Below are 25,415 nucleotides of genomic sequence, written 5' to 3'. Positions count from 1 at the left end.
ACAGGGCATCGCGGCACTCTCCTTCATGGGCCAGCGGCGTCCCAGATCCTTAAGTAATCACGTAGAGGACGGCACTTCCTTGTCCCAGCAGCCACAGTCCGAACAGCCCCCGCACTCCCGTTTCAGTTCCGTCCCGGTCGCGCAGGGGTTGTACGACCCCGCCGCAGAGAAGGATGCCTGTGGCCTGGCCATGGTCGCTACCCTCCGCGGCACGGCGGGGCACGACATCATCGACACCGCCCTTGGCGCGCTTCGCAATCTCGAACACCGCGGCGCGATCGGCTCCGACGCGGGAACGGGCGATGGGGCGGGAATCCTCACGCAGATCCCAGACGAGTTCCTCCGTGCCGTGGGGCCGGCCGAGCTGCCCCCCGTCGGCCAGTACGCGGTCGGCAATGCCTTCCTCCCGACGGACTCGGTCGAACGCGACACGATCGTGGCGCGCATCGCCGAGATCGCCGAGTCCGAGGACCTCCGCATCCTCGGTTGGCGTGAGGTCCCGATCCGACCCGAAGAGCTCGGTCGCCTCGCCCGTGCCGCGATGCCGGCGATCTGGCAGCTCTTCGTCACCAGCACACACCACGACGCCGACGGCACTCCTCTGAGCGGACTCGTCCTCGACCGGCTGACCTACCGCCTGCGCAAGCGTGCGGAGCGTGAGCTCGAGGTCTACTTCATGTCGCTCTCCTCGCGCACGGTGACCTACAAGGGCATGGTCACGACGCTTCAACTCGAGCCGTTCTACCCCGATCTCTCCGACGAGCGATTCGCGTCGAAGCTCGCGCTGGTGCACTCGCGCTACTCCACGAACACCTTCCCGTCGTGGCCCCTGGCCCAGCCGCTGCGCATGATGGCGCACAACGGCGAGATCAATACGGTGCAGGGCAACCGCAACTGGATGCGCGCACGTCAGTCGCAGCTCGAGTCGGAGGTCATGGGCGACCTGGCCCCTCTCCTTCCGATCGTCACCCCCGGCGCCAGCGACTCCGCGTCGTTCGACGAGGTCGTCGAGCTGCTGACCCTGGCCGGCCGATCCCTTCCGCATGCCGTCATGATGATGGTGCCCGAGGCCTGGGAGAACCAGGCCGATTTCGATCCAGAGCACAAGGCGTTCTACGAGTACCACTCGATGCTGATGGAGCCGTGGGACGGTCCGGCCGCGCTCGTCTTCACCGACGGCGACCTCGTCGGAGCGACGCTCGACCGCAACGGCCTCCGCCCCGGTCGCTACATCGTCACCGACGACGACCTCGTCGTGCTCGCCAGCGAGATCGGTGTCATCGACGTCGATCCTGCCAGGGTGGTGCGCAAGGGGCGTCTGCGTCCCGGGAACATGTTCCTCGTCGACACCGACGCCGGCCGCATCATCGAAGACGAGGAGATCAAGGACTCGCTCGCTGCAACCGGCCCGTACGCCGAGTGGCTCGACGCGGGCCGCATCAACCTCCGCGACCTTCCCGAGCGCGAGCACATCGTGCACACACCCGCATCGGTGACCCGCCGCCAGCGCACCTTCGGCTACACCGAGGAGGAGATCCGCATCCTCCTGATGCCGATGGCCAAGAACGGTGCCGAACCGCTGGGCGCCATGGGCTCGGACACGCCCATCGCGGTGCTCAGCGAGCGACCTCGCCTGCTCTTCGACTACTTCACCCAGCAGTTCGCGCAGGTGACGAACCCGCCGCTCGACTCGATCCGCGAAGAGGTCGTGACGTCGATGCGCCTCGGTCTCGGCCCGGAGCGCAACCTGCTGACCGCGACGGCGGAGCACACCCGCCAGGTCATTCTCGACTTCCCGGTCATCGACAACGACGAGCTCGCCAAGATCCAGCACATCGATCCCCACTCGGGTAGTCGCATCACGACGACGATCCGTGGTCTGTACAGGGTCGAAGACGGGCCGCTCGCCATGCAGGAGCGCATCGCCGAGATGTGTCGCGAGGCCGACCAGGCCATCGACGACGGCGCCTCCTTCATCGTGCTCTCCGACAGGGACTCGAACAAGGACCTCGCCCCCGTTCCGTCGCTGCTGATGCTCTCCGCCGTGCACCACCACCTCATCCGCCAGGAGACCCGCATGAAGGTCGGCCTGATCGTGGAGGCCGGTGACGTGCGCGAGGTGCACCACGTGGCGCTGCTCATCGGCTACGGAGCGTCGGCGGTCAACCCGTACCTCGCCATGGAGACCTGCGAGAACCTGGTGCGCAGCGGTCGCCTGACCGGTCTGACCCCCGAGAAGGCGGTCAAGAACGTCATCAAGGCGCTGGGCAAGGGCGTTCTCAAGATCATGTCCAAGATGGGTATCTCGACCGTGTCGAGCTACGCCGGAGCGCAGGCCTTCGAGGCCGTCGGCCTGGGCACCGACTTCGTGCGCGAGTACTTCACGGGCACCACCACCAAGCTGGGCGGAATCGGAATCGACGTCGTCGCATCCGAGAGCGCGTCGCGGCACCGCGCCGCGTACCCCGAAGACGAGGCGGCCTCGGCTCACGAGCCGCTCGCGACCGGCGGCGAGTACCAGTGGCGCCGCGAGGGACCCCCGCATCTCTTCAACCCCGAGACGGTCTTCCGTCTGCAGCACTCGACCCGCAACCGTCGCTACGACATCTTCCGTGACTACACGCGGTTGATCGACGAGCAGGCCGAGAACCTCATGACCCTGCGGGGGCTCTTCAAGCTCCGCAACGGCGCGCGCCCGCCCGTTCCTCTCGACGAGGTCGAACCGATCGAGTCGATCGTCAAGCGATTCTCCACCGGCGCGATGAGCTACGGCTCCATCTCGCAGGAGGCGCACGAGACCCTCGCCATCGCCATGAACTCGATCGGCGCGAAGTCGAACACCGGTGAGGGCGGCGAGGACACCGACCGTCTGCTCGACCCACGCCGGCGCAGCGCGATCAAGCAGGTCGCGTCCGGTCGTTTCGGCGTGACGAGCATGTACCTGACCCACGCCACCGACATCCAGCTGAAGATGGCGCAGGGCGCGAAGCCCGGCGAGGGTGGCCAGCTTCCCCCCACCAAGGTCTACCCCTGGGTTGCGCGCACCCGCCACGCCACGGCGGGCGTCGGGCTGATCTCGCCGCCTCCGCACCACGACATCTACTCGATCGAGGACCTCAAGCAGCTGATCTTCGACGTCAAGCGGGCGAACCCGTTGGCCCGCGTGCACGTCAAGCTGGTCAGCCAGTCGGGAATCGGCGCGGTCGCCGCGGGGGTCACCAAGGCGCTGGCCGATGTGGTGCTCGTCTCGGGCCACGACGGCGGCACGGGCGCGAGCCCGCTGAACTCGCTGAAGCACGCGGGAACCCCCTGGGAGATCGGACTCGCCGAGACGCAGCAGACGCTGATGCTGAACGGCATGCGCGATCGAGTCGTGGTGCAGGTCGACGGCCAGATGAAGACCGGGCGGGATGTCATCATCGGCGCACTGCTCGGCGCGGAGGAGTACGGCTTCGCGACCGCCCCGCTCGTCGTCGAGGGCTGCATCCTGATGCGCGTCTGCCACCTCGACACGTGCCCCGTCGGCGTCGCGACGCAGAACCCCGAGTTGCGAGCACGGTTCACCGGCAAGCCCGAATTCGTCGTGAACTTCTTCGAGTTCCTGGCGCAGGAGGTGCGCGAGTACCTGGCCGAGCTCGGATTCCGCTCACTCGACGAGGCGATCGGTCATCACGAGCTGATCGACATGAACGGCGCGATCGAGCACTGGAAGGCGGACGGCCTCGACCTGAGCCCCATCCTCGTCGGGCCCGACTTCGCCGACGACGAACCGCGCTCGAATCGACGTCAGCAGGACCACGAGCTCGAGAAGCACTTCGACAACCGTCTCATCCACGAATCGCAGTCCGCCCTGGAGTTCGGTGAGCCCGTGGCCATCACGCTTCCGATCCGCAATACCGAGCGCGCGGTGGGCACGATGCTGGGCAACCAGGTCACGCTGAAGCACGGAGAAGCCGGGCTTCCGGAGGGAACCATTCAGGTCACCCTGCTCGGTTCCGCCGGGCAGTCCTTCGGGGCGTTCCTTCCTTCGGGCATCACACTGCGCCTCGAAGGCGACTCGAACGACTACGTCGGCAAGGGTCTCTCCGGCGGACAGATCATCGTCCGGCCCGACCGTCGCAGCGCGTTCGCGGCCGAAGAGAATGTGATCGCCGGAAACGTGATCGGATACGGCGCGACGCGCGGCAGCATGTTCATCCGCGGCATCGTGGGCGAACGTTTCCTGGTGCGCAACTCCGGGGCGACGGCCGTCGTCGAGGGTGTGGGAGATCACGCGCTCGAGTACATGACCGGAGGCCTCGCGCTCATCCTCGGAGCGACCGGACGCAACCTCGGCGCAGGCATGTCGGGGGGAACCGCCTACATTCACCGTCTGCGCACCGAGAGCGTGAACCGCGACTCGCTCGCGAGCGGCGAATTGACGTTGCTTCCCCTGGGCAGCGCAGACGCGGAGATCGTGCGCGATCTGCTCACCCGCCACGAACTCGAGACAGGATCGACGCTCGCCGCGGCGATGCTAGCCGATTTCGACACGACCGTGACGGAGTTCGTCAAGGTTCTTCCCCGCGACTACGCCGCGGTGCTGGAGACCAGGCAGACGGCCGTCGATGAAGGACTGGACCCCGATGGCGACATCGTCTGGGGACGCATTTTGGAGGTAACCGGTGGCTGATCCCAAGGGATTCCTGAAGGTTCAGGAGCGCGAGCTGCCCAAGAGACGACCGGTCTCGGTGCGGCTCATGGACTGGAAAGAGGTCTACGAGCAGGGCGATCCGTCCGAGCTCCGTCGCCAGGCGGGCCGCTGCATGGACTGCGGCATCCCGTTCTGTCATCAGGGCTGCCCGCTGGGCAACCTGATTCCGGAATGGAACGATCTGATGTTCCGCGGCGAAGGCCGACAGGCGATCGAACGCCTGCACGCCACGAACAACTTCCCGGAGTTCACCGGTCGACTCTGCCCGGCGCCCTGCGAGAGCTCCTGCGTTCTGGGTATCAACCAGCCTGCCGTCACCATCAAGCAGGTCGAGGTCTCGATCATCGATCAGGCGTTCGCGAACGGATGGGTGCAGCCGCACCCGCCGGAGCGGCTGAGCGGAAAGACCGTCGCCGTCGTCGGATCCGGCCCTGCCGGCCTCGCCGCCGCCCAGCAGCTGACTCGAGCGGGTCACACCGTCGCCGTATACGAGCGCGACGACCGCATCGGGGGGCTGCTGCGCTACGGCATCCCTGACTTCAAGATGGAGAAGAAGCAGCTCGAGCAGCGGCTCAACCAGATGATGGCCGAGGGCACGCGCTTCCGCGCCGGCATCACCATCGGCGTCGACATCTCCTGGGACGACCTGAGGGCTCGCTACGACGCCGTCATCGTCTGCACCGGCGCCACCGTTCCTCGCGACCTCCCGATTCCGGGACGAGACCTCTCGGGCGTGCACTTCGCCATGGACTACCTCGTGCAGCAAAACAGGCTCGGAGCGGGCGACACCATCGCCGATCAGATCACGGCAGAAGACAAGCACGTCGTCGTTCTCGGCGGTGGCGACACCGGTGCAGACTGCATCGGCACGGCGCACCGCCAGGGCGCGCGTTCCGTGACCAACCTCGCCATCGGCGCTCAGCCCCCGAGCGAGCGTCGCCCCGACCAGCCGTGGCCCACGTTCCCGACCCTGTTCGAGGTCTCCAGCGCCCACGAAGAGGGTGGCGAGAGGCAGTTCCTCGCGACGACGGTCGAGTTCCTGTCGAACGAGTCGGGCGAGGTCCGCGCCATCCGCGTGGCCGAGACCGAATTCATCGACGGACGCCGCGTGCCCAAGGCGGGCACGGAGCGCGAGATCCCAGCCGATCTGGTTCTTCTGGCCCTGGGATTCACGGGCGCGGAGCACACCGAACTCACCAGCCAGCTGGGCGCCCAGTTCGACGATCGCGGCACCGTCGGCCGTGCCAGCGACTATCAGACGAGCGTGCCCGGCGTGTTCGCGGCCGGCGACGCCGGTCGCGGTCAGTCGCTCATCGTCTGGGCGATTGCTGAGGGACGTGCTGCGGCGTCGGCCGTAGACGAGTACCTTGAAGGTGCCACGGAACTCCCGTTCCCCGTCAAGCCCACCGACCGCTCGATCTCGATCTAGCCTTCCATCCCGTATTTTCCTTCATTCGATTCAGCCACCGATCCCGATTGCGCCCTGCGTGGGCGCAGAGAACACGGAGTACCACTACACGATGAGACGCGCAAAAATCGTCGCCACCCTCGGCCCGGCAACGTCCAGCTACGAAGACATCCGGGCGATCATCGACGCGGGCGTCGATGTCTGCAGGATGAACCTCAGCCACGGCACCTACGACGTGCACGAGGGCATCTACGCCACCGTACGCAAGGCCGCTGCAGACTCGGGGCGAGCCGTCGCCGTCCTGGTCGACCTGCAGGGTCCCAAGATCCGCCTGGGAAAGTTCGAGGGCGGGCCGTACTACCTCAGCGAAGGTGACATCTTCACCATCACGATCGACGACGTGCTCGGAACCAAAGAGCTCTCCGGTACGACGTTCAAGGGCCTGCCTCAGGACGTGAAGCCCGGTGACTTCCTGCTGATCGACGATGGCAAGGTCAAGGTCGAGGTCGTCGAGTCAGACGACCGTACGGTCACGACGAAGGTCATCGTTGCGGGCAATGTCTCGAACAACAAGGGCATCAACCTCCCGGGCGTCGCGGTCAACGTGCCGGCCCTGTCGGCGAAAGACGAGGCCGATCTGCGTTGGGGCCTGAAGCTCGGCGCCGACCTGATCGCCCTGTCGTTTGTTCGCGACGCGAAGGACGTCGAGCGTGTGCACGAGATCATGGCAGAGGAGAACCGCCGTGTTCCCGTCATCGCCAAGATCGAGAAGCCGCAGGCGGTCGACAACCTCGAAGAGATCATCGATGCGTTCGACAGCATCATGGTGGCTCGCGGTGACCTGGGCGTCGAGCTTCCCCTCGAGGCGGTCCCGATCGTTCAGAAGCGCGCGATCGAGCTGTCCCGACGCATGGCCAAGCCGGTCATCGTGGCGACGCAGATGCTGGAGTCCATGATCTCGAGCCCGATCCCCACCCGCGCCGAGACGTCCGATGTCGCGAACGCCGTTCTCGATGGCGCAGACGCGGTGATGCTGAGTGGCGAGACCAGTGTTGGCGAATACCCCGTCATCACGGTGCAGACCATGGCCCGCATCGTGGAGTCGACCGAGATCCACGGCCTCGACCGAATCCCCGCGCTCGGCACGAAGCCGCGCACGCAGGGCGGCGCCGTCACGCTGGCCGCCGAAGAGGTCGCCAACTTCGTCGAGGCGAAGTTCGTTGTCGTCTTCACCGAGTCGGGCGACTCCGTGCGCCGCATGTCGCGCCTGCGCTCCAAGATTCCCATGATCGGTCTCACTCCCGAAGAGGGCATCCGCAACCGCATGGCGCTCACCTGGGGTGTCGAGTCCTATCTCACCGAGCGCGTCAAGCACACCGACCAGCTCATGGTGCAGGTCGACGAGGTGCTTCTCGGCAAGGAGCTGGCGGAGTCCGGCGACAAGGTCGTCGTGATCTGCGGATCCCCTCCCGGAAAGTCGGGCACCACCAACGACATGCGCATCCATGTCGTCGGTTCAGCCCATAACCCGTCGAAGCCCGAGGTCGTCGAGAACTAACGACCCGGCTTTCACGAATGCCCCCCTCACGTCGCGCGTGAGGGGGGCATTCCTGCGTGAGGGTGTCATGCCCTACACCTCGGTCCCACGCCTGGCAATGGCAGGGCCGCGCTCTGTCGCCTCTTATCCATCCGGAATAGTGTCAGCACATGACTGATACATCGAACAACGACGTTCACGGCGGAGCTACACCGGAGAACGCGGCCACCGGCCCAGAAGGCAAGACCATCGGCGACTGGACGGATCTCGGTCGCGAGATGTGGTCGTATCTCACGGGCCGCGGTGCCGCGGTCAACTACAGCTTCGTCGACATGGTCGTCGAAGTACCGCGAGACATCGGCCCCGACGCTCCGAGGGCGACCTGGAAATTCAACGGCACGCTGAGAATCACGACCAGCGACGACCAGGCGCCGGGCTCAGACCAGCTCCGCTCCTGACGTCATGGCCGCAGCGATCCGTTTCGACATCGACCTGACGTTCCGCCTCGACGGCGACGACGCCATCGAGGGCTCGATCACAGCCGCCGGTTCCACCATCGAGATTCTCGTATCCCGCCCCGAGGCATTCATCGACCGCACCCGGGCATCGCTGGCGCACGTCCGAGATCTCGCCGGAGGACTCGCCCGGCGGGGAGTGACCGTCCGACTGTCGGGCCCCGCGGGCATGGTGGGGGAGTTGGGTGCCGTCAAGACCTCGCTCGCGCAAAGGGTCGCATCGGGTTCTCCGCACATCAGGCTCGGCAAGACAGGCGTCGTCACGTCGCTTCTGCTGCGACGACCCGATGCCGTGAACCGTGTCGCCTTCCCCCCGGCGACCCTCTTGCCCCTGCTGCCGACCTTCGATCGTCGGGCTCGGTTCCGCCCGACCACCACCCATGCGGCGCCGGGAGCCGGGCGCCCTCGCCTGATCTTCGTGATCGGTTCGGAGAACTGGGACGGGTCACCGCCGAAGGAGTTCGAGCTGCTCGACGGAGTGACCGTCATCGGCTCGGGTCCCGATGCCGATCTGCACCTCGACGGGCTCGACCCGGTGCACGCGACGATCACGCACACGGACGACGACGAGTACACGCTGCGCCTGAACTCCGAGACGGAAGGCGACATCCCTCTTCTCGATCGGGATTCCCCGCGTCGTCCTCTCGCTCGCGTCCTCCGCACGGGTGCGCGCATCGAACTGGGCGAGTGGCGACTGGGGTACTTCCGGGCCGAGTTCGCCGATCACGGGCGGCCGTTCGGCGGCAGGATGGGCGGAGAACTCTCCCGGCAGAAGCCGCAACCGCCTCGTCCGGGTGCACGACACGACGGGGGAGCAGAGCAGTAGCGGCCTGACCTGGATCGGCGCGGATTAACGAAGAGTGGCCCAGGCGAAACGCCTGGGCCACTCTGAGATGGGCTGGAAATGCTCAGCTCATATGCACGCGGGTGTTAGCCCTGACGCGACTTGAACCGGGGGTTGAGCTTGTTGATCACGAGCGTACGCCCGTTACGTCGAACAACCTGCGAACCCTGCATCTTCTTCATCGAACCCAGTGAATTACGTACCTTCATACTGAACTCCTTTCCCTTTGGCAGGTATAACGCTCGAACTCGACCGTTATTCCCGGAGGGACGCGACCGTGCACAGGGGAGAAGCGACGAAGAAAAAGTACCGGTGGTGGGACTCGAACCCACAAGCCCTCACGGACAGCGCATTTTGAGTGCGCCGCGTCTGCCATTCCGCCACACCGGCTCGTTCACGTGCTGGGATCAGAATACCGTAGGCTTGCAGGGTGTCAGACCAAGAATCCACCCCCGTCGCGCCCCGTCGCGTAGTCGTTGCAGAAGACGAATCGCTGATCCGTCTCGATATCGTCGAGATCCTCCGTGACAACGGTTTCGAGGTCGTCGGTGAGGCGGGAGATGGCGAGACCGCCGTCGCACTCGCCACCGAACTGCGCCCCGACCTGGTCATCATGGACGTGAAGATGCCCCAGCTCGATGGCATCTCGGCCGCCGAGCGCCTCAGCAAGGGCCACATCGCGCCCGTCGTGCTGCTCACCGCCTTCAGCCAGAAAGAGCTCGTCGAGCGCGCGACCGAAGCCGGAGCACTGGCCTACGTCGTCAAGCCGTTCACGCCGAGCGATCTGCTGCCCGCCATCGAGATCGCCCTGTCGCGCTACGCCCAGATCATCACGCTCGAGGCCGAGGTCGCCGACCTCGTCGAGCGGTTCGAGACCCGCAAGCTGGTCGACCGCGCCAAGGGCCTTCTCAACGAGAAGATGGGCCTGACCGAGCCCGAGGCCTTCCGCTGGATCCAGAAGGCGTCGATGGATCGTCGCCTCACCATGCACGATGTCGCCCTGGCGATCATCGAGCAGCTCAGCGCCAAGAAGTAGAGCCTGCCCTGTCGTCCAACGGTTCCGCGTTCCGTCGTCGCGCTCAGGCTCCTGCCGAGCCCGACCGACCAATCCGGCGGGCGACCCTGAAGCTCAAGCACGAGGTCCTGCCGGCCAACGCCTCTCTGTTCGCTGCCGATATCGTCACGGTGGCGCGCTCCGTCAGCGGGGTCGAACTCGACTATTCGGTCGTCAGCCTCGATCAGGTCGATGCACTCGTGGCGGGTTTCCGAGCCCAGGGCGTGACCGAAGATCGATTCGCGGAGACGCTTTTCGGCTTCGGCTGTTACGTCGGCGAGGTCATGGTGCGGCACGCGGGCGGCACGTGGACGACCAGCGCCGGGACAGCCCTCGAGGCGTACGCGAGCTTCCCCCTGCTGGTCTCGCTCCCTCCGCAGAACCTCAGCAACCCGATCGGCAAGGTCTTCAAGGCGTTCCGCAACGGCGAGTCTGACAGCGTCGCTCACTTCTACAGGGCGATGACCTCGAACTGACTCAGTTCTTCTTGTCGATGATCATGTTCGTGATGCGGATCGTCGAACAGCGTCGACCCTGATCGTCGTCGATGGCGATCTCGTGCGTCGTGAGGGTGCGTCCCAGGTGGATGGGCGTGCAGACCGCGGTGACCAGACCGCTGCGAGCCGATCGCGTGTGCGAGGCGTTGATCTCGATGCCGACGGCGAGCCGATCGGGGCCGGCATGCAGATTTGCCGACATGGAGCCGAGAGACTCGCCGAGAACGACGTACGCACCGCCGTGCAGCAGATTCGCCGGCTGTCTGTTGCCCTCGACCGGCATGGTGGCGACGGCCCGCTCGAGCGTGAACTCGACGAACTCTATGCCCATCTTCTGCGCCAATTCGCCCGCGCCCCTGTCGCGAATCCAGCCCAGCGCATCCACAGTGTTTTCGGTCATCGTCGCCTTCGAATGCTGGGGCCCGGCCGCCGTCGGAGGTGACTTGTAGGCTGGGGGTCGTGTCGGATTCAGAAAAGCCTACCCTCCTCGTCATCGACGGCCATTCACTCGCGTTCCGGGCGTTCTACGCCCTGCCCGTCGACAGTTTCCAGACTCGCGACGGGCAGCACACGAACGCGATCCACGGCTTCATCGCCATGCTCATCAACCTTCTGAAGGCAGAGAAACCGACCCACATCGCGGTGGCGTTCGACATCTCGCGACATTCGTTCCGCACCCGCGAATACCCCGAATACAAGGGCACCAGGGGCGAAACGCCTCCCGAGTTCAAGGGCCAGATCCCTCTGCTCGAAGAGGCCTTGCACGCCATGAACATCACCACGGTCTCGAAAGAAGACTACGAAGCCGACGACATTCTGGCCACCCTTGCACGGCAGGGCGAAGAGCAGGGCTACCGCGTCTTCGTCGTCTCGGGCGACCGCGACAGCATCCAGCTCATCCGCCCCGACGTCACGCTGCTCTATCCGTCTGCCATGGGCGTGTCGCAACTCACGCGCTACGACGCAGAGAAGGTCTTCGACAAGTACGGCGTGCAACCGCACCAGTACCCCGAGATCGCCGCTCTCGTGGGCGAGACGAGCGACAACCTGATCGGCGTCGACAAGGTGGGGCCCAAGACCGCCGCCAAGTGGATCAACCTGTACGGCAGCCTCGACGCGATCATCGAGCGCAGAGACGAGATCAAGGGCGTCGTCGGCGACAAGCTCCGCGAGCAGTACGAGAACGCCGTGCGCAATAGAAAGCTCAATCACCTGCTCACCGACGTCGAGCTGCCGGTCGGGCCGGCAGATCTGGAGCGCAAGCCCATCGACGAGCAGGCTCTCCGCGAGGTGTTCGGCCGGCTCGAGTTCCGCACGCTGCTCGACCGCGTGCTGAAGCTCGACGGTCTGGGTGCTGCACCGGATGCGTCGGCCGCGCAGAGCTCCGCCGATCCCGAGGCGGTTCCCGCCTCGATCACGCCTCCGACTCCGGCCACGGTGCTCGACGAGGAGCTCGAACTCTGGCTCTCGCGAGCGCAGAAGAGCAATCCCGACGGCCTCGCTCTGGCCGTCGAAGAGCAGGGCGGCGTGCCCATCGGCCTGGGCATCGCATCCGCCACCGAAAGCCTCTTCGCCCCGTGGAGCGCAGGCAGTCTCGACTACTCGGCCCTCGAGGCCTGGCTGGCGAGCGACTCGCCGAAGATCATGCACGGAGCAAAAGAGCAGATCAAGACGCTGCGCCGGGCCGGCCTCGCCGTGTCGGGGCTGCGCTTCGATACGACGCTCGCCGCCTGGCTGGTGCGCCCCGACTCCTCGGCCGACCGCTCGCTCGCCGAACTCGTCGATCGCACCCTGGCCGAAGTGCTGCCCACACCCGACCCGAATCAGCTCGTGCCCGACGACGCGTCCGACGTCGGCCCGGCGACCCACGCCTGGTACATCGCCCGCGTGGCCGCGGCTCAGACGACGTCGCTCGACGAGCGGACCCTGCGCGTTCTCGGCGAGATCGAAATCCCCACGCTGATGGCGCTCGTCGACATGGAGCTGATCGGCATCACCGTGAGCCACGACGAGCTCTCGCAACTCTCCGCCGAACTGGCCACCACGGCCACCGGCCTCGCTACCGACGCCTACGAGATCATCGGCGGCGAGATCAACCTCGGTTCTCCCAAGCAGATCCAGGAGGTGCTCTTCGACCGCCTGTCGATGCCGAAGACTCGTGCCACCAAGACGGGCTACTCCACCGACGCCGGTGCCTTGGCCGATCTGCAGGCGTCCAGCCCGCATCCCTTCCTCGGTCTCCTGCTGCAGCACCGTGACGCCACGAAGCTCCGCCAGATCATCGAGACGGTCGACAAGGCCATCGCGCCCGACGGCCGCGTGCACACCCGCTACGTGCAGACCGGTTCGAGCACCGGTCGCATCTCCTCTACAGATCCCAACCTGCAGAACATCCCCGTGCGCGCCGAAGAGGGCCGTCGCATCCGGCACGCCTTTCAGGTGGGCGACGGCTTCGAGACTCTTCTCACAGCCGACTACTCGCAGATCGAGATGCGCATCATGGCGCACCTCTCCGGCGACGAGGGCCTCATCACGGCCTTCACCGAAGGAGAAGATCTGCACCGCTTCGTCGGAGCGCACGTCTTCGGTGTCGAGCCCTCCGATGTGACGCCTGCCATGCGCACCAAGGTCAAGGCCATGTCGTACGGCCTCGCCTACGGACTCAGCGCCTTCGGCCTGTCGAAGCAGCTGCGCATCGACTCCAGCGAGGCCAAGAAGCTGATGTCCGACTACTTCGAGCGCTTCGGAGCCGTGCGCGACTTCCTGCGCAACGTCGTGCTGCAGGCGAAAGAAGACGGCTACACCGAGACGATCTTCGGGCGTCGCCGCCCCTTCGCGAACCTCAACAGCGCCAACAGGGTGCTTCGAGACAACGACGAGCGGGCCGCCCTCAACGCCCCGATCCAGGGCACAGCCGCCGACATCATCAAGATCGCCATGATCAACATCGCGAGCGACCTGAAAGAACAGCAGCTCGCATCGCGCATGCTGCTGCAGGTGCACGACGAGCTGGTCTTCGATGTGGCACCGGGTGAGTGGCAGACGCTCTCCGAGATCGTCACCACACGCATGAGTACCGCCGCCGAGCTTCGCGTTCCCCTCGAGGTGCAGGTGGGTCGCGGCGCGAACTGGAACGACGCCGCGCACTGATCGCTCGAGGCGCGGGTCCTCGTCTTCTCGACACCTTTCGGACACCTCCAGGACGCAATCCCGACATCCGAGTCACAGAGACTATCGAGGTGACGACCTCGGCGAGCATCGTATTCTCGTCGTTCACGTCGGCGGCCGACCCGATGCCTCGAGCGTGGTCGAGGTTTCGAGATCAGCTGACGGCACCATCGGAGAGACCCATCGATCGCCTCTCCGATCCGCAGGCCGGACCGGTCTGCGTCTGGCGCCTCCTGGCCAGCAACAATCGCGAACTCGGGCGCAGCGCCCTGATCTATCGCTCGTTCGACGACGCGCGCGCCGCCGTGTTCGAGGCTCGACTGGAGCGGCGCGACATCGAGATCCGTTCGGTTCACGGGCCGAATGCGGGCACCCACGGATGGTTCGCCCACGAAGCCGACGCACCGCCGCTGATGACGTGCGGTCGGTGGTACGGCGCCCACGCCGCGAGCGTGGATGCGGCGCAGCACTCGATCGAGGCGTTCTTCGAGGCGACCGTTCTCGCGGAGGGCCACCGGCGGCTGTCTCCGGACAGGCGCCGTTCCACCCGAGAGGCGATGGGTGCTCCGAGCGAGATCGTGCGCAGTCGGAGCTCCTAGCTAGGCTGATGGCATGACCGATCTGCCGCAGAAGTCCACACGTACACCGACGGAGATCGACTCGATCGCCGAGGAGTGGGTCGACACCCTTGTCCGACTCGTGCCCACGCTCGGCACATACATCGGCCGCGTCGAAGCGAACACACGTTTCGGCGATCTGTCTCCGGCGGGCCACGAGCACTATCTGTCGGAGGTGCGACGGGCCCAGGCCCGACTGACGGCAGCCGTGCCGGTCGACGACGTCGACAGAGTCACACAACTCGACCTCGGCGCCTCGCTGCAGCTCGCCATCGAGAGCGCCCAGGCAGGTCTCCATCTGCGAGACCTCAACGTGATCGCCTCGCCGTCTCAAGACATCCGGGAGGTCTTCGATCTGATGCCGGCCGAGACGCCGGGGGACTGGCAGGTCATCGACACGCGACTGCGCGCCGTGCCCGATGCGCTCGAGGGCTATGTCGAGACCCTGCGAGAGGGAATCGCCCGCAACGTCGTGCCCGCGCGACGCCAGGTCGTCGAGGTTCTCGCGCAGGCACGCAAGAACGCGTCCGCCGGCGGATTCTTCGCCGCACTCGCACACGGCGCTCCGGCCGAGTATGCGACCGACTCTCTGAAACAGGCGTCTTCGGTGGCGGCGGGCGGCTACACACGGTTCGCCGACTTTCTCGAGGCCGAGCTGCTTCCCGCCGCGAACCCCGAGGATGCTGTGGGACGCGAGATCTACGCGCTCCGGTCGCGCGAATTCCTCGGCGCCACGATCGACCTCGACGAGACCTACGAATGGGGTCTCGCAGAACTCGCCCGTATGACCCGTGAGCAGGAGGCGATCGCCCAGGAGATCCTGCCGGGCGCGACGGTGCACGAGGCGATCGCCCACCTCGACGCCGACGACTCCCGAAAGCTCCACGGAACGGCTGCTCTGAAAGAGTGGATGCAGGCCACGAGTGATCGGGCGGTCGACGAGCTGTCACGAAGCCACTTCGACATCCCCGACGAGATCCGGGCGCTGGAGTGCATGATCGCGCCGACCGACGAGGGCGGCATCTACTACACGGGCCCCACCGACGACTTCTCACGCCCCGGACGCATGTGGTGGTCGGTGCCCGCGGGAGTCACCACCTTCGACACCTGGCGCGAGCTCACCACCGTCTATCACGAGGGGGTGCCCGGGCATCATCTGCAGATCGGACAGGCCGTCTACAACAGGGCCACGCTCAACACCTGGCGCCGCCAGCTGGCGGGAACGTCTGGTCACGCGGAGGGATGGGCACTCTATGCCGAACGCCTGATGGAGGAGCTGGGTTACCTCGACGACCCGGCCGACAGATTCGGCATGCTCGACGGCCAGAGGATGAGGGCGGCCCGCGTGGTGCTCGACATCGGCGTGCACCTCGGCAAGCAGCGCCCCGATGGCGAGGGCATCTGGGACGCCGACTACGCGCTGGAGTTCATGCGCGCGAACGTGAACATGGACGACGCGTTCATCCGCTTCGAGGTCAACCGCTACCTCGGCTGGCCTGGTCAGGCCCCGTCGTACAAGGTCGGACAGCGCATCTGGGAGCAGCTCCGAGACGACTACAGGGCGCAGCAGGGCGATGCCTACGACGCCAAGGAATTCCATCGCCGCGCCCTCGACATGGGAGGAGTCGGACTCGACACCCTCCAGAAGTTCCTGCTCACCGAGGGAGGATCCCGATGACGAACACTCCGCCGCCCGGATGGTACCCCGAAGAGAACACCTCCCGCGAGAGGTGGTGGGACGGCCAGAGCTGGAGCGAGATGCGGCGCGATGCCCAGGGAAACACGAACCATTCCGCCCAGGCCGCACCCGCCGGCGCGGGTACCTCGGGGCAGCGCCCACGTCGACGCGTCTGGCCCTGGGTGCTCGGGGGATCGATCCTGGTGGTGGTCGCCGTCATCGCCGCGGCCGTGCTCGTACTCACCAGTGTGTTCTCGTCGATAGAGCGCTCATCGACCAGCCGATCAGGCACTGAGCAGGCAGGCGGATCGAGTGCACCGGCCGGAACCTCCGGTGACGGCATCGTCGTCGGAGACGGGGGAGACGACGCGGTTCGAGTCGTCACCTACATCGACTACCTCTGCCCGTACTGCGGCCAGTTCGAGTCGACGAACGCCGAGCAGCTCTCCAAGTGGGTGGATTCGGGCCAGGTGGTTCTCGAAGTCCATCCGCTGTCGTTCCTCGACCGCGCCTCGCTCGGCACCGAGTACTCGACCCGTGCCGCGAACGCGGCGGCGTGCGTGGCCGATGAGGCCCCCGATCGATTCGAGGCGTTCAGCGCACTCCTCTTCGAGAATCAGCCCCAGGAAGAGACCGAGGGCCTGAGTGACGCCGATCTGATCGACCTGGTGAACGAGGCGGGAGCACTCGACGGCACCGACGTGGCGGACTGCATCGACTCCGGCGAGTTCGACGATTGGGTGACGCAGGCCACGGAACGGGCGCTCAGCGAGCCGGTTCCGAACTCCGACCTCGACAGGATCCAAGGCACCCCCACCGTCATCGTCGATGGAGTGCAGTACGAAGGCAGTCTGACCAACGCACAGGAGTTCGCCGACTTCGTTCTGCCCGGCTCCAAGTAGCCGTCCGAGGTGTTGCCGCGCACCGATCTGCGGGGCTAGAATGACTTGGCACGTTTTGTGCCATCCCATCCGCTCGCCGTCGGCGGAGCAGTCCTGCTCGAAACATCGAACTCGTCTGTCGTCGGCCTGATATTTGTCCATCCTGGAGCATTTACTTTTATGACAATCGCAACGACCGACAGAGTAGCCAAGCAGGTCGCCATCAACGACATTGGCTCGGCAGAAGACTTTCTTGCCGCGGTCGAAAAGACACTGAAGTTCTTCAACGACGGAGACCTCATCGAGGGAACCGTTGTGAAGATCGACCGCGACGAGGTTCTCCTCGACGTCGGGTACAAGACCGAGGGCGTCATCCCCTCGCGTGAGCTTTCCATCAAGCACGACGTCGACCCCACCGAGGTCGTCCAGGTCGGCGATCTGGTCGAGGCCCTCGTTCTTCAGAAAGAAGACAAAGAAGGCCGCCTGATCCTCTCCAAGAAGCGGGCTCAGTACGAGCGTGCGTGGGGAGACGTCGAGAAGATCAAGGACGCCGACGGTGTTGTCACCGGTTCGGTCATCGAGGTCGTCAAGGGTGGACTCATCGTCGACATCGGACTCCGAGGCTTCCTGCCCGCGTCGCTCATCGAGCTTCGTCGCGTGCGCGACCTCACGCCCTACCTGGGCCAGGAGATCGAGGCGAAGATCCTCGAGCTCGACAAGAACCGCAACAACGTCGTTCTGTCGCGCCGCGCCCTGCTCGAGCAGACTCAGTCCGAGAGCCGCACCACGTTCCTCAACAACCTCCAGAAGGGACAGGTCCGCAAGGGCGTCGTCTCGTCGATCGTCAACTTCGGTGCGTTCGTCGATCTGGGTGGAGTCGACGGACTGGTTCACGTCTCCGAACTCAGCTGGAAGCACATCGAGCACGCCTCAGAGGTCGTCGAGGTTGGCCAGGAGGTCACCGTCGAGATCCTCGAGGTCGACCTCGACCGCGAGCGTGTCTCCCTGTCGCTCAAGGCGACGCAGGAAGACCCGTGGCAGGTCTTCGCCCGCACCCACGCCATCGGCCAGGTTGCTCCGGGTAAGGTCACCAAGCTCGTTCCCTTCGGCGCGTTCGTTCGCGTTGCAGAGGGCATCGAGGGACTCGTCCACATCTCCGAGCTGTCGGGCAAGCACGTCGAGCTCGCCGAGCAGGTCGTGTCGGTCGGCGACGAGGTCTTCGTCAAGGTCATCGACATCGACCTCGAGCGTCGCCGCATCTCGCTGAGCCTCAAGCAGGCCAACGAGGGCGTCGACCCCGAGGGCACCGAGTTCGACCCGGCGCTCTACGGAATGCTCACCGAGTACGACGACCAGGGCAACTACAAGTTCCCCGAGGGCTTCGACCCGGAGACGAACGAGTGGCGCGAGGGCTTCGAGACCCAGCGCGAGAAGTGGGAGCAGGACTACGCTGCAGCCCAGGCTCGCTGGGAAGCCCACAAGAAGCAGGTTGCCACGAGCAACGCGGAGGTCGCCTCGGGCGACGGCGCCAGCGCCGGCTCCTCGTTCTCGAGCGAGTCGACCGGAGCCGGCACCCTCGCCGACGACGAGACCCTCGCCGCGCTTCGCGAGAAGCTGTCGAGCAGCAACTCCTAAGTTGCACTATGGAACGGCCGTCCTCCGGGGCGGCCGTTCCGTCGTTAAGCCGAGCGCCGTCACCGGCCCGGCTAGCATGGAGCCATGTTCATCGTGGGACTCACCGGCGGAATCGCATCAGGAAAGTCGACAGTGGCGCGTCGCCTCGTCGCTCACGGAGCGATCCATATCGATGCCGATGCGCTCTCCCGCGAGGTGGTGCAAACCGGGACACCCGGCCTGTCCGCCATCGTCGACGACTTCGGCCAGGCCGTTCTGTCGCCGGACGGCTCACTCGATCGGGCCGCGTTGGGAGCGATCGTCTTCGCTGATCCCGACGCCCGCCTGCGCCTCGAGGCCATCATCCATCCCCGGGTGCACGCACGCACGGCCGAGCTGATCGCTGCGGCCTCAGCGGCCGATCCAGCCGCCGTGATCGTCTACGACGTTCCTCTCCTCGTGGAGGCTCGTCGAGAACTGGAATTCGATCTGATCGTCGTCTGCGAGGCTCCCGTCGAGGTGCGAATCGCCCGGCTGCACGAGCACCGTGGCATGCCGCGCGATGAGGCCGAGCGGCGCATCCGGTCTCAGGCGACCGACGAAGAACGCCGCGCGATCGCCGACGTCATCATCGACACGAACGACTCGCTCGAGCGCACTCTCGACCAGGTCGACGAGCTCTGGATCGACCTCATCGCGCGCTCACGGGATCGGGCGAGCGTCTCTTGACCTAGCCGAAGAGCAGGGCAGCCTCGTCGTAGCGGTGCTGCGGAACCGTCTTGAGCTTGCCCAGCGCCTCGGCGAACCCGACCGTGACGATCTCGGTTCCCTTCAGCGCCACCATCTGGCCCCAGGCACCATCGCCGATGATGTCGCTGGCGGCCATGCCGAGGCGCGTCGCGAGAACGCGGTCGTAGGCGCTCGGCACGCCTCCCCGCTGAATGTGACCGAGGGTCGTCGCGCGGGTCTCGATTCCCGTGATCGACTCGATCAGCGGGGCGATGCGTTCGCCGATACCGCCGAGACGCGGCCGGCCGAAGGCATCCAGGCCCCGCTCGGAATGCGGGTCGTCCATGCTGTCGGGCATAAAGCCCTCGGCGACGACGACCAGGGGAGCGCGACCGCGGTCGTAGGCACTCTGGACCCACTCGCACATCTGCTCGACACTGGTCTTCTGCTCGGGAATCAGGATGGCATGGGCACCGGACGCCATGCCCGAGTGCAGCGCGATCCACCCCACGTGACGACCCATGACCTCGGCGACCATGCACCGGCTGTGCGACTCGCCGGTCGTACGCAGTCGATCCATGGCGTCGGTGGCGATCTGCACCGCGGTGTCGAAACCGAAGGTGTAGTCCGTGGCGTCGAGGTCGTTGTCGACCGTCTTCGGTACGCCGACGATCTTGAGGCCGGCGTCGGTCAGGCGCTTCGCCGCGGCGAGGGTTCCTTCCCCGCCGATGGCCATGATCGCGTCGATTCCATGACGCTCCATGTTGGCGGCGATGTTCTCCGGTCCGCCGTTCTCACCCTCGAACGGGTTGGTGCGGCTCGTACCGAGGATCGTGCCACCCTGCTTGGCGATACCGCGGATGTTGTGCCGGGTGAGCTCCATGATGTCGGCGTTCACGACACCCCGCCAGCCGTCCCGGAAACCGACGAACTCCTGGCCGTTGATCTCCGTTCCCTTCAGAACGGCCCCGCGGATGACCGCGTTGAGTCCGGGACAGTCGCCGCCCGAGGTGAGAATGCCGATGCGCATGGCGCCGCTCCTGTTCGAAAGAAATCCGTTTCCACTGCCAGGCAGGGACCAGTGTCACTACCCCGACCTAAACTTATTGCATGGAACCCACCCGCTCCGTCCACCCCTTCGAAGTCGTCAGTGAATACACCCCGAGCGGCGATCAGCCCACCGCCATCGCCGAGTTGACGGCGCGAATCAACGCGGGCGAGACCGATGTGGTGCTTCTCGGTGCGACGGGAACGGGTAAGTCGGCGACGACGGCGTGGTTGATCGAGGCGGTGCAGCGGCCCACGCTCGTGCTGGCGCACAACAAGACCCTCGCGGCCCAGCTAGCGAACGAGTTCCGCGAGCTCATGCCTAACAACGCCGTCGAGTACTTCGTCTCGTACTACGACTACTACCAGCCCGAGGCGTACGTACCCCAGACCGACACTTTCATCGAGAAAGACAGCTCGATCAACTCCGAGGTCGAGCGCCTGCGCCACTCGACCACGAACTCGCTGCTCAGTCGGCGCGACGTGGTCGTGGTCTCGACGGTTTCCTGCATCTACGGCCTCGGCACTCCCGAGCAGTACATGAACGCGATGATCGCTCTGCAGGTCGGTCAGCGCATCGACAGAGACTGGCTCATCCGCAAATTCGTCTCGATGCAGTACAACCGCAACGACATCGACTTCTCCCGCGGCAATTTCCGCGTACGCGGCGACACGATCGAGATCATTCCCCAGTACGAAGAGTTGGCGATCCGCATCGAGATGTTCGGCGACGAAATCGAGGCGCTCTACAGCCTGCACCCGCTCACCGGCGATATCGTGCGCAAGCTCGATTCCGTCTCCGTCTTCCCCGGGTCGCACTACGTCACCGACACCGACGTGATGCAGCGCGCCATCGGCACGATTCAAGACGAACTCGAACTGCGCGTCGGCCAGCTCGAGAAAGAGGGCAAGCTGCTCGAGGCCCAGCGCCTGCGCATGCGCACCACCTTCGATCTCGAGATGATGCAGCAGATCGGATTCTGCTCGGGCATCGAGAACTACTCGTGGCACATGGACGTGCGTCCGCCCGGAGCCGCGCCTCACTGTCTGCTCGACTACTTCCCCGACGACTTCCTCGTGGTCATCGACGAGTCCCACGTCACGGTTCCCCAGATCGGAGCCATGTACGAGGGCGACTCGTCGCGCAAGCGCACGCTGGTCGACCACGGATTCCGCCTGCCGAGCGCCCTCGACAACCGTCCGCTCAAGTGGCCCGAGTTCAAAGACAGGGTCGGTCAGACGGTCTACCTCTCGGCTACTCCCGGCAAGTACGAGATGGGCATCGCCGACGGTGTCGTGCAGCAGATCATCCGCCCCACGGGCCTGATCGATCCCGAGATCGTCATCAAGACGTCCACAGGTCAGATCGACGACCTGCTCGAGGAGATCCGGCTGCGAGCGGGTCGAGACGAGCGCGTGCTCGTCACCACGCTCACGAAGAAGATGGCCGAAGAGCTCACCGACTTCCTGGGCGAGCACGGGGTCAAGGTGCGCTATCTGCACGCCGACGTCGATACTCTGCGACGGGTCGAGCTGCTCACCGAACTGCGCGCGGGGCTCTACGACGTTCTCGTGGGCATCAACCTGCTGCGCGAGGGCCTCGACCTTCCCGAGGTGTCGCTCGTCGCCATCCTCGACGCCGATAAAGAGGGATTCCTGCGCTCGTCGACCTCGCTCATCCAGACCATCGGTCGAGCTGCACGAAACGTGTCGGGTCAGGTCATCATGTACGCCGACAAGGTCACCGACTCCATGGCCTTCGCGATCAGCGAGACCACCCGCCGACGCGAGCTGCAGGTCGCGTACAACACCGAACACGGCATCGACCCGACGCCTCTGCGCAAGCGCATCGCCGACATCACCGAGGTTCTGGCGAGAGAGGGTGCCGATACCGCCCAGCTGCTCGCTGGCCGCGACGGCTCCAAGAAGAAGTCGCCGACTCCGAATCTGCGCCGCGAGGGCATCGCCGCCGAGGGTGCGAACCAGCTCGAGGCCATCATCGCCGATCTCAACGAGCAGATGCTCCAGGCCGCCGGTGAGCTCAAGTTCGAGCTCGCGGCGCGCCTGCGCGACGAGCTGGGCGACCTCAAGAAGGAGCTGCGCCAGATGTCGGCCGCCGGTCACCTGTCGTGAACCGAGAGAGTGTGCCGTTGGCGACGGCGTCGAGCACGCTGCTCGTCTTCGAGGCCTAGCACAAGACCGGGGGAGCGCACGCCGTCAGCGGAACCGGGACCGAGTGTCGGTGGCCGCACATAGACTTTCGAGGTGTCAGTTTCGAAGGTAGATTCCTCTAACGTCCTCAGCGTCCATGGCGCCCGTGTCCACAATCTTCAAGACGTGAATCTCGAGATCCCTCGAGACTCGCTGGTGGTCTTCACGGGCCTCTCGGGATCGGGCAAGTCCTCTCTGGCCTTCGACACGATCTTCGCCGAGGGGCAGCGGCGCTACGTCGAGTCGCTCTCGGCCTATGCCCGGCAGTTCCTCGGGCAGGTCGACCGCCCCGACGTCGACTTCATCGAGGGTCTCAGTCCCGCCGTGTCGATCGACCAGAAGTCGACCAACCGCAACCCGCGATCGACCGTCGGCACGATCACCGAGATCTACGACTACATGCGCCTGCTCTGGGCACGAATCGGCATCCCGCACTGCCCGATCTGCGGCGAGCAGATCAAGTCGCAGACCGTGCAGCAGATCGCCGATCAGCTCATGGAGCTCGAAGACGGCATCCGCTACCAGGTCGCCAGCCCGGTCGTCTCGCAGAAGAAGGGCGAGTTCGTCGACCTCTTCAAAGAGCTGGCCGCCGGCGGTTACTCGCGCGCGCTGGTCGACGGCGAGGTCGTGCAGCTGAACGATCCGCCCAAGCTCAAGAAGCAGATCAAGCACGACATCTCCGTGGTCATCGACCGCTTGGTCGCGGGTCCCGACATCCTGAGCCGTCTCACCGACTCCCTCGAGACGGCACTGCGCCTCACCGATGGTCTGGTGCAGATCAACTACGTCGACTCCGAGGGCCCGGATGCGTGGCAGACGTTCTCCGAGAAGCTCTCGTGCCCCAACAACCACCCCATCGCCCTCACCGAGATCGAACCGCGCACCTTCTCGTTCAACGCACCGTTCGGAGCATGCCCCGAGTGCTCCGGACTCGGCACACGCATGTCGGTCGACTCCGACCTCCTCCTCGGCGACCCCGACCTGAGCATCGCCGAGGGCGTCATCGTTCCATGGACGACCCAGGGCAAGGGTCTCTTCAGCTACTACGAGAAGCTGTTGCACGGCCTCTCACGCGACCTCGACTTCTCGCTCAAGACCCCCTGGGGCAAGCTCAGCGACGAGGTTCAGAACGCCGTTCTCCGCGGCAACAACTTCGAGGTCAAAGTCCGGTGGAAGAACCGGTACGGCCGCGAAGTGAGTTACTCGTCCGGCTTCGAGGGCGTCGTTCCCTACATCGAACGGCAGTTCCTGCAGGCCGAGACCGACACGCAGCGTGCGCGCTGGTCGGAGTTCCTCCGCGAGATCCCCTGCCCCGTCTGCAACGGAAAGCGGCTGAAGCCCGAGGTCCTGGCTGTCACCGTCAACGGCCGCAGCATCGCCGATGTCACCGACATCTCTCTGACCGACGCCCAGGAGTTCATGCACGACGTGGTCCTCACCGACCGCGAGGCCGCGATCGCGGCCCAGGTGCTGCGCGAGATCAGGCTGCGCCTCGACTTCCTCATCCAGGTCGGCCTCAACTACCTCAACCTGGCCCGCGCGGCCGCATCGCTCTCCGGCGGCGAGGCCCAGCGCATCCGGCTGGCGACCCAGATCGGTTCGGGTCTCACGGGTGTCCTCTACGTGCTCGACGAGCCGTCGATCGGCCTGCATCAGCGCGACAACCGCCGACTCATCGAGACTCTCGTCAAGCTGCGAGATCTCGGAAACACGCTGATCGTCGTCGAACACGACGAAGACACGATCCGAACGGCCGACTGGGTCGTCGACATCGGACCAGGTGCTGGCGTGAACGGCGGCAAGGTCGTGCACTCAGGGTCGTACGACGCCCTCCTGGCGAACACAGAGTCGCTCACGGGCGACTACCTCTCGGGGCGTAAAGAGATCGAGGTGCCCGCGACCCGTCGACCGGTCGACCCGGATCGGCTGATCACCGTCGTCGACGCCGAGGCGAACAACCTGCGCAAGGTCACCGTCGACTTCCCGCTCGGCACCTTCGTCGCCGTCACCGGCGTCTCCGGTTCGGGCAAGTCGTCGCTGGTGAACGACATCCTCTACCGGGTGCTCGCGAACAAGCTCAACGGAGCACGAAAGATCCCGGGCAAGCACAAGCGCGTCACCGGTCTCGAGAATCTCGACAAGGTCGTGCACGTCGATCAGAACCCCATCGGCCGCACCCCGCGCTCGAACCCGGCGACCTACACCGGAGTCTTCGATCGCATCCGCAATCTCTTCGCCGACACGGCCGAGGCGAAGGCCCGCGGCTACCTGGCCGGCCGGTTCAGCTTCAACGTCAAGGGCGGCCGCTGCGAGGCCTGCTCTGGTGACGGAACGATCAAGATCGAGATGAACTTCCTTCCCGACGTCTACGTCAAGTGCGAGGTCTGTGGGGGAGCACGCTACAACCGTGACACCCTCAGCGTGCACTACAAAGGCAAGAGCATCTCCGAGGTGCTCGACATGCCGATCGCCGAGGCTGCGGAGTTCTTCGAGCCGATCGGCGCCATTCACCGCTTCCTCAAGACGCTCGTCGACGTCGGCCTCGGCTACGTACGACTCGGGCAGAGCGCGACGACGCTGTCGGGAGGCGAGGCGCAGCGTGTCAAGCTCGCCACCGAGCTGCAGAAGCGCTCCAACGGACGCACGGTCTACGTGCTCGACGAGCCCACCACCGGACTGCACTTCGAAGACGTGCGCAAGCTCCTCCTCGTGCTCGGCAGCCTGGTCGACAAGGGCAACACGGTCATCGTGATCGAGCACAACCTCGACGTCATCAAGAGCGCCGACTGGCTGATCGATATCGGGCCCGAGGGAGGCGCCGGCGGCGGTCGCATCCTGGCAACGGGAACGCCGGAGCAGCTGGCCAAGGTGAAGAAGAGCCACACCGGTTTCTTCCTCAAGGAGATCCTCGGGGCGAAGTAG

Annotated in this window: 18 protein-coding genes and 1 tRNA gene; 15 read left to right on the top strand and 4 right to left on the bottom strand. The window is 65.5% G+C overall.

Annotated elements, in window-relative coordinates; translation table 11 throughout:
- Positions 1-25 precede the first annotated feature (25 nt).
- From gltB to ASF79_RS06840, 5 genes are all read left to right on the top strand, one after another.
- Complete coding sequence (gene gltB / locus ASF79_RS06860) at positions 26-4,672, top strand: glutamate synthase large subunit (RefSeq protein WP_082466283.1); 4,647 nt, start codon at positions 26-28, stop codon at positions 4,670-4,672.
- Positions 4,665-6,122: a glutamate synthase subunit beta gene (locus ASF79_RS06855; protein WP_055853369.1), complete on the top strand. Its 1,458-nt coding sequence runs from the start codon at positions 4,665-4,667 to the stop codon at positions 6,120-6,122. Before gltB ends, ASF79_RS06855 begins: the two co-directional genes overlap by 8 nt.
- Before the next feature lie 91 nt (positions 6,123-6,213).
- The gene (gene pyk, locus ASF79_RS06850; protein WP_055854521.1) at positions 6,214-7,659 is read left to right on the top strand and encodes a pyruvate kinase; all 1,446 of its coding nucleotides are present in this window, start codon (positions 6,214-6,216) and stop codon (positions 7,657-7,659) included.
- A 149-nt stretch (positions 7,660-7,808) separates the two neighbouring features.
- On the top strand, positions 7,809-8,096 hold the full coding sequence (locus ASF79_RS06845; protein ID WP_055781357.1) for a hypothetical protein: 288 nt from the start codon (positions 7,809-7,811) through the stop codon (positions 8,094-8,096).
- A 4-nt stretch (positions 8,097-8,100) separates the two neighbouring features.
- Positions 8,101-8,979: a hypothetical protein gene (locus tag ASF79_RS06840; protein ID WP_082495744.1), complete on the top strand. Its 879-nt coding sequence runs from the start codon at positions 8,101-8,103 to the stop codon at positions 8,977-8,979.
- A 104-nt stretch (positions 8,980-9,083) separates the two neighbouring features.
- Here the strand turns inward: ASF79_RS06840 and ASF79_RS06835 are convergent, their stop codons facing one another.
- Positions 9,084-9,206 carry a ribosomal protein bL36 gene (locus ASF79_RS06835; protein WP_055781360.1) on the bottom strand — a complete coding sequence of 41 codons (123 nt, stop codon included), beginning with the start codon at positions 9,204-9,206 and terminating at the stop codon, positions 9,084-9,086.
- Between the two features lie 98 nt (positions 9,207-9,304).
- Positions 9,305-9,387, bottom strand: a tRNA-Leu gene (locus ASF79_RS06830).
- Between the two features lie 40 nt (positions 9,388-9,427).
- Between ASF79_RS06830 and ASF79_RS06825 the strand changes: the two genes are divergently transcribed.
- Both ASF79_RS06825 and ASF79_RS06820 read left to right on the top strand, forming a co-directional pair.
- A complete protein-coding gene (locus tag ASF79_RS06825) occupies positions 9,428-10,033 on the top strand; it encodes an ANTAR domain-containing response regulator (RefSeq protein WP_055781364.1) in 606 nt (201 codons plus the stop codon).
- Between the two features lie 149 nt (positions 10,034-10,182).
- Entirely contained in the window at positions 10,183-10,527 is a 345-nt protein-coding gene (locus ASF79_RS06820; RefSeq protein WP_200920227.1) for a hypothetical protein, read from the top strand.
- Between the two features lies 1 nt (position 10,528).
- Here ASF79_RS06820 and ASF79_RS06815 read toward each other — a convergent pair whose 3' ends face one another.
- Entirely contained in the window at positions 10,529-10,948 is a 420-nt protein-coding gene (locus ASF79_RS06815; RefSeq protein ID WP_055781369.1) for a PaaI family thioesterase, read from the bottom strand.
- 59 nt (positions 10,949-11,007) lie between these two features.
- On the opposite strand from ASF79_RS06815, the gene polA reads away from it, so the two are divergent.
- The 6 genes from polA to coaE all read left to right on the top strand — a co-directional run bounded on the left by polA (position 11,008) and on the right by coaE (position 19,235).
- Positions 11,008-13,698, top strand: a complete 2,691-nt coding sequence (gene polA, locus ASF79_RS06810) for a DNA polymerase I (RefSeq protein ID WP_055853368.1) — start codon at positions 11,008-11,010, stop codon at positions 13,696-13,698.
- Between the two features lie 89 nt (positions 13,699-13,787).
- Entirely contained in the window at positions 13,788-14,315 is a 528-nt protein-coding gene (locus ASF79_RS06805) for a hypothetical protein (RefSeq protein WP_055853366.1), read from the top strand.
- 13 nt (positions 14,316-14,328) lie between these two features.
- Positions 14,329-16,011: a DUF885 domain-containing protein gene (locus tag ASF79_RS06800; protein ID WP_055853364.1), complete on the top strand. Its 1,683-nt coding sequence runs from the start codon at positions 14,329-14,331 to the stop codon at positions 16,009-16,011.
- Positions 16,008-16,913: a thioredoxin domain-containing protein gene (locus tag ASF79_RS06795; protein WP_055853362.1), complete on the top strand. Its 906-nt coding sequence runs from the start codon at positions 16,008-16,010 to the stop codon at positions 16,911-16,913. Before ASF79_RS06800 ends, ASF79_RS06795 begins: the two co-directional genes overlap by 4 nt.
- Positions 16,914-17,072: 159 nt before the next feature.
- Positions 17,073-18,527: a 30S ribosomal protein S1 gene (gene rpsA / locus ASF79_RS06790; RefSeq protein ID WP_044443396.1), complete on the top strand. Its 1,455-nt coding sequence runs from the start codon at positions 17,073-17,075 to the stop codon at positions 18,525-18,527.
- 84 nt (positions 18,528-18,611) lie between these two features.
- Positions 18,612-19,235: a dephospho-CoA kinase gene (coaE, locus tag ASF79_RS06785; RefSeq protein ID WP_055853360.1), complete on the top strand. Its 624-nt coding sequence runs from the start codon at positions 18,612-18,614 to the stop codon at positions 19,233-19,235.
- Between the two features lies 1 nt (position 19,236).
- Here the strand turns inward: coaE and ASF79_RS06780 are convergent, their stop codons facing one another.
- Positions 19,237-20,265 (bottom strand): 6-phosphofructokinase, encoded by a 1,029-nt coding sequence (locus ASF79_RS06780; RefSeq protein ID WP_055781386.1) that lies wholly within the window; start codon positions 20,263-20,265, stop codon positions 19,237-19,239.
- Between the two features lie 80 nt (positions 20,266-20,345).
- Between ASF79_RS06780 and uvrB the strand changes: the two genes are divergently transcribed.
- Together uvrB and uvrA are read left to right on the top strand one after the other, a co-directional pair.
- Positions 20,346-22,415 carry an excinuclease ABC subunit UvrB gene (gene uvrB, locus ASF79_RS06775; RefSeq protein WP_055781389.1) on the top strand — a complete coding sequence of 690 codons (2,070 nt, stop codon included), beginning with the start codon at positions 20,346-20,348 and terminating at the stop codon, positions 22,413-22,415.
- A 132-nt stretch (positions 22,416-22,547) separates the two neighbouring features.
- Entirely contained in the window at positions 22,548-25,415 is a 2,868-nt protein-coding gene (gene uvrA, locus ASF79_RS06770; protein WP_055853358.1) for an excinuclease ABC subunit UvrA, read from the top strand.

Source organism: Agreia sp. Leaf335 (assembly GCF_001423605.1).
In the GTDB taxonomy this organism is placed as follows: Bacteria; Actinomycetota; Actinomycetes; order Actinomycetales; family Microbacteriaceae; genus Agreia.
This window is presented reverse-complemented; position numbering and strand designations above follow the sequence as displayed.

Coding starts and splice junctions, on each gene's coding strand:
- ASF79_RS06845 (WP_055781357.1), top strand. CDS start 7,809: ATGACTGATACATCGAACAACGACGTTCACGGCGGAGCTACACCGGAG.
- pyk (WP_055854521.1), top strand. CDS start 6,214: ATGAGACGCGCAAAAATCGTCGCCACCCTCGGCCCGGCAACGTCCAGC.
- ASF79_RS06840 (WP_082495744.1), top strand. CDS start 8,101: ATGGCCGCAGCGATCCGTTTCGACATCGACCTGACGTTCCGCCTCGAC.
- ASF79_RS06795 (WP_055853362.1), top strand. CDS start 16,008: ATGACGAACACTCCGCCGCCCGGATGGTACCCCGAAGAGAACACCTCC.
- ASF79_RS06780 (WP_055781386.1), bottom strand. CDS start 20,265: ATGCGCATCGGCATTCTCACCTCGGGCGGCGACTGTCCCGGACTCAAC.
- rpsA (WP_044443396.1), top strand. CDS start 17,073: ATGACAATCGCAACGACCGACAGAGTAGCCAAGCAGGTCGCCATCAAC.
- ASF79_RS06835 (WP_055781360.1), bottom strand. CDS start 9,206: ATGAAGGTACGTAATTCACTGGGTTCGATGAAGAAGATGCAGGGTTCG.
- uvrB (WP_055781389.1), top strand. CDS start 20,346: ATGGAACCCACCCGCTCCGTCCACCCCTTCGAAGTCGTCAGTGAATAC.
- ASF79_RS06800 (WP_055853364.1), top strand. CDS start 14,329: ATGACCGATCTGCCGCAGAAGTCCACACGTACACCGACGGAGATCGAC.
- gltB (WP_082466283.1), top strand. CDS start 26: ATGGGCCAGCGGCGTCCCAGATCCTTAAGTAATCACGTAGAGGACGGC.
- ASF79_RS06815 (WP_055781369.1), bottom strand. CDS start 10,948: ATGACCGAAAACACTGTGGATGCGCTGGGCTGGATTCGCGACAGGGGC.
- coaE (WP_055853360.1), top strand. CDS start 18,612: ATGTTCATCGTGGGACTCACCGGCGGAATCGCATCAGGAAAGTCGACA.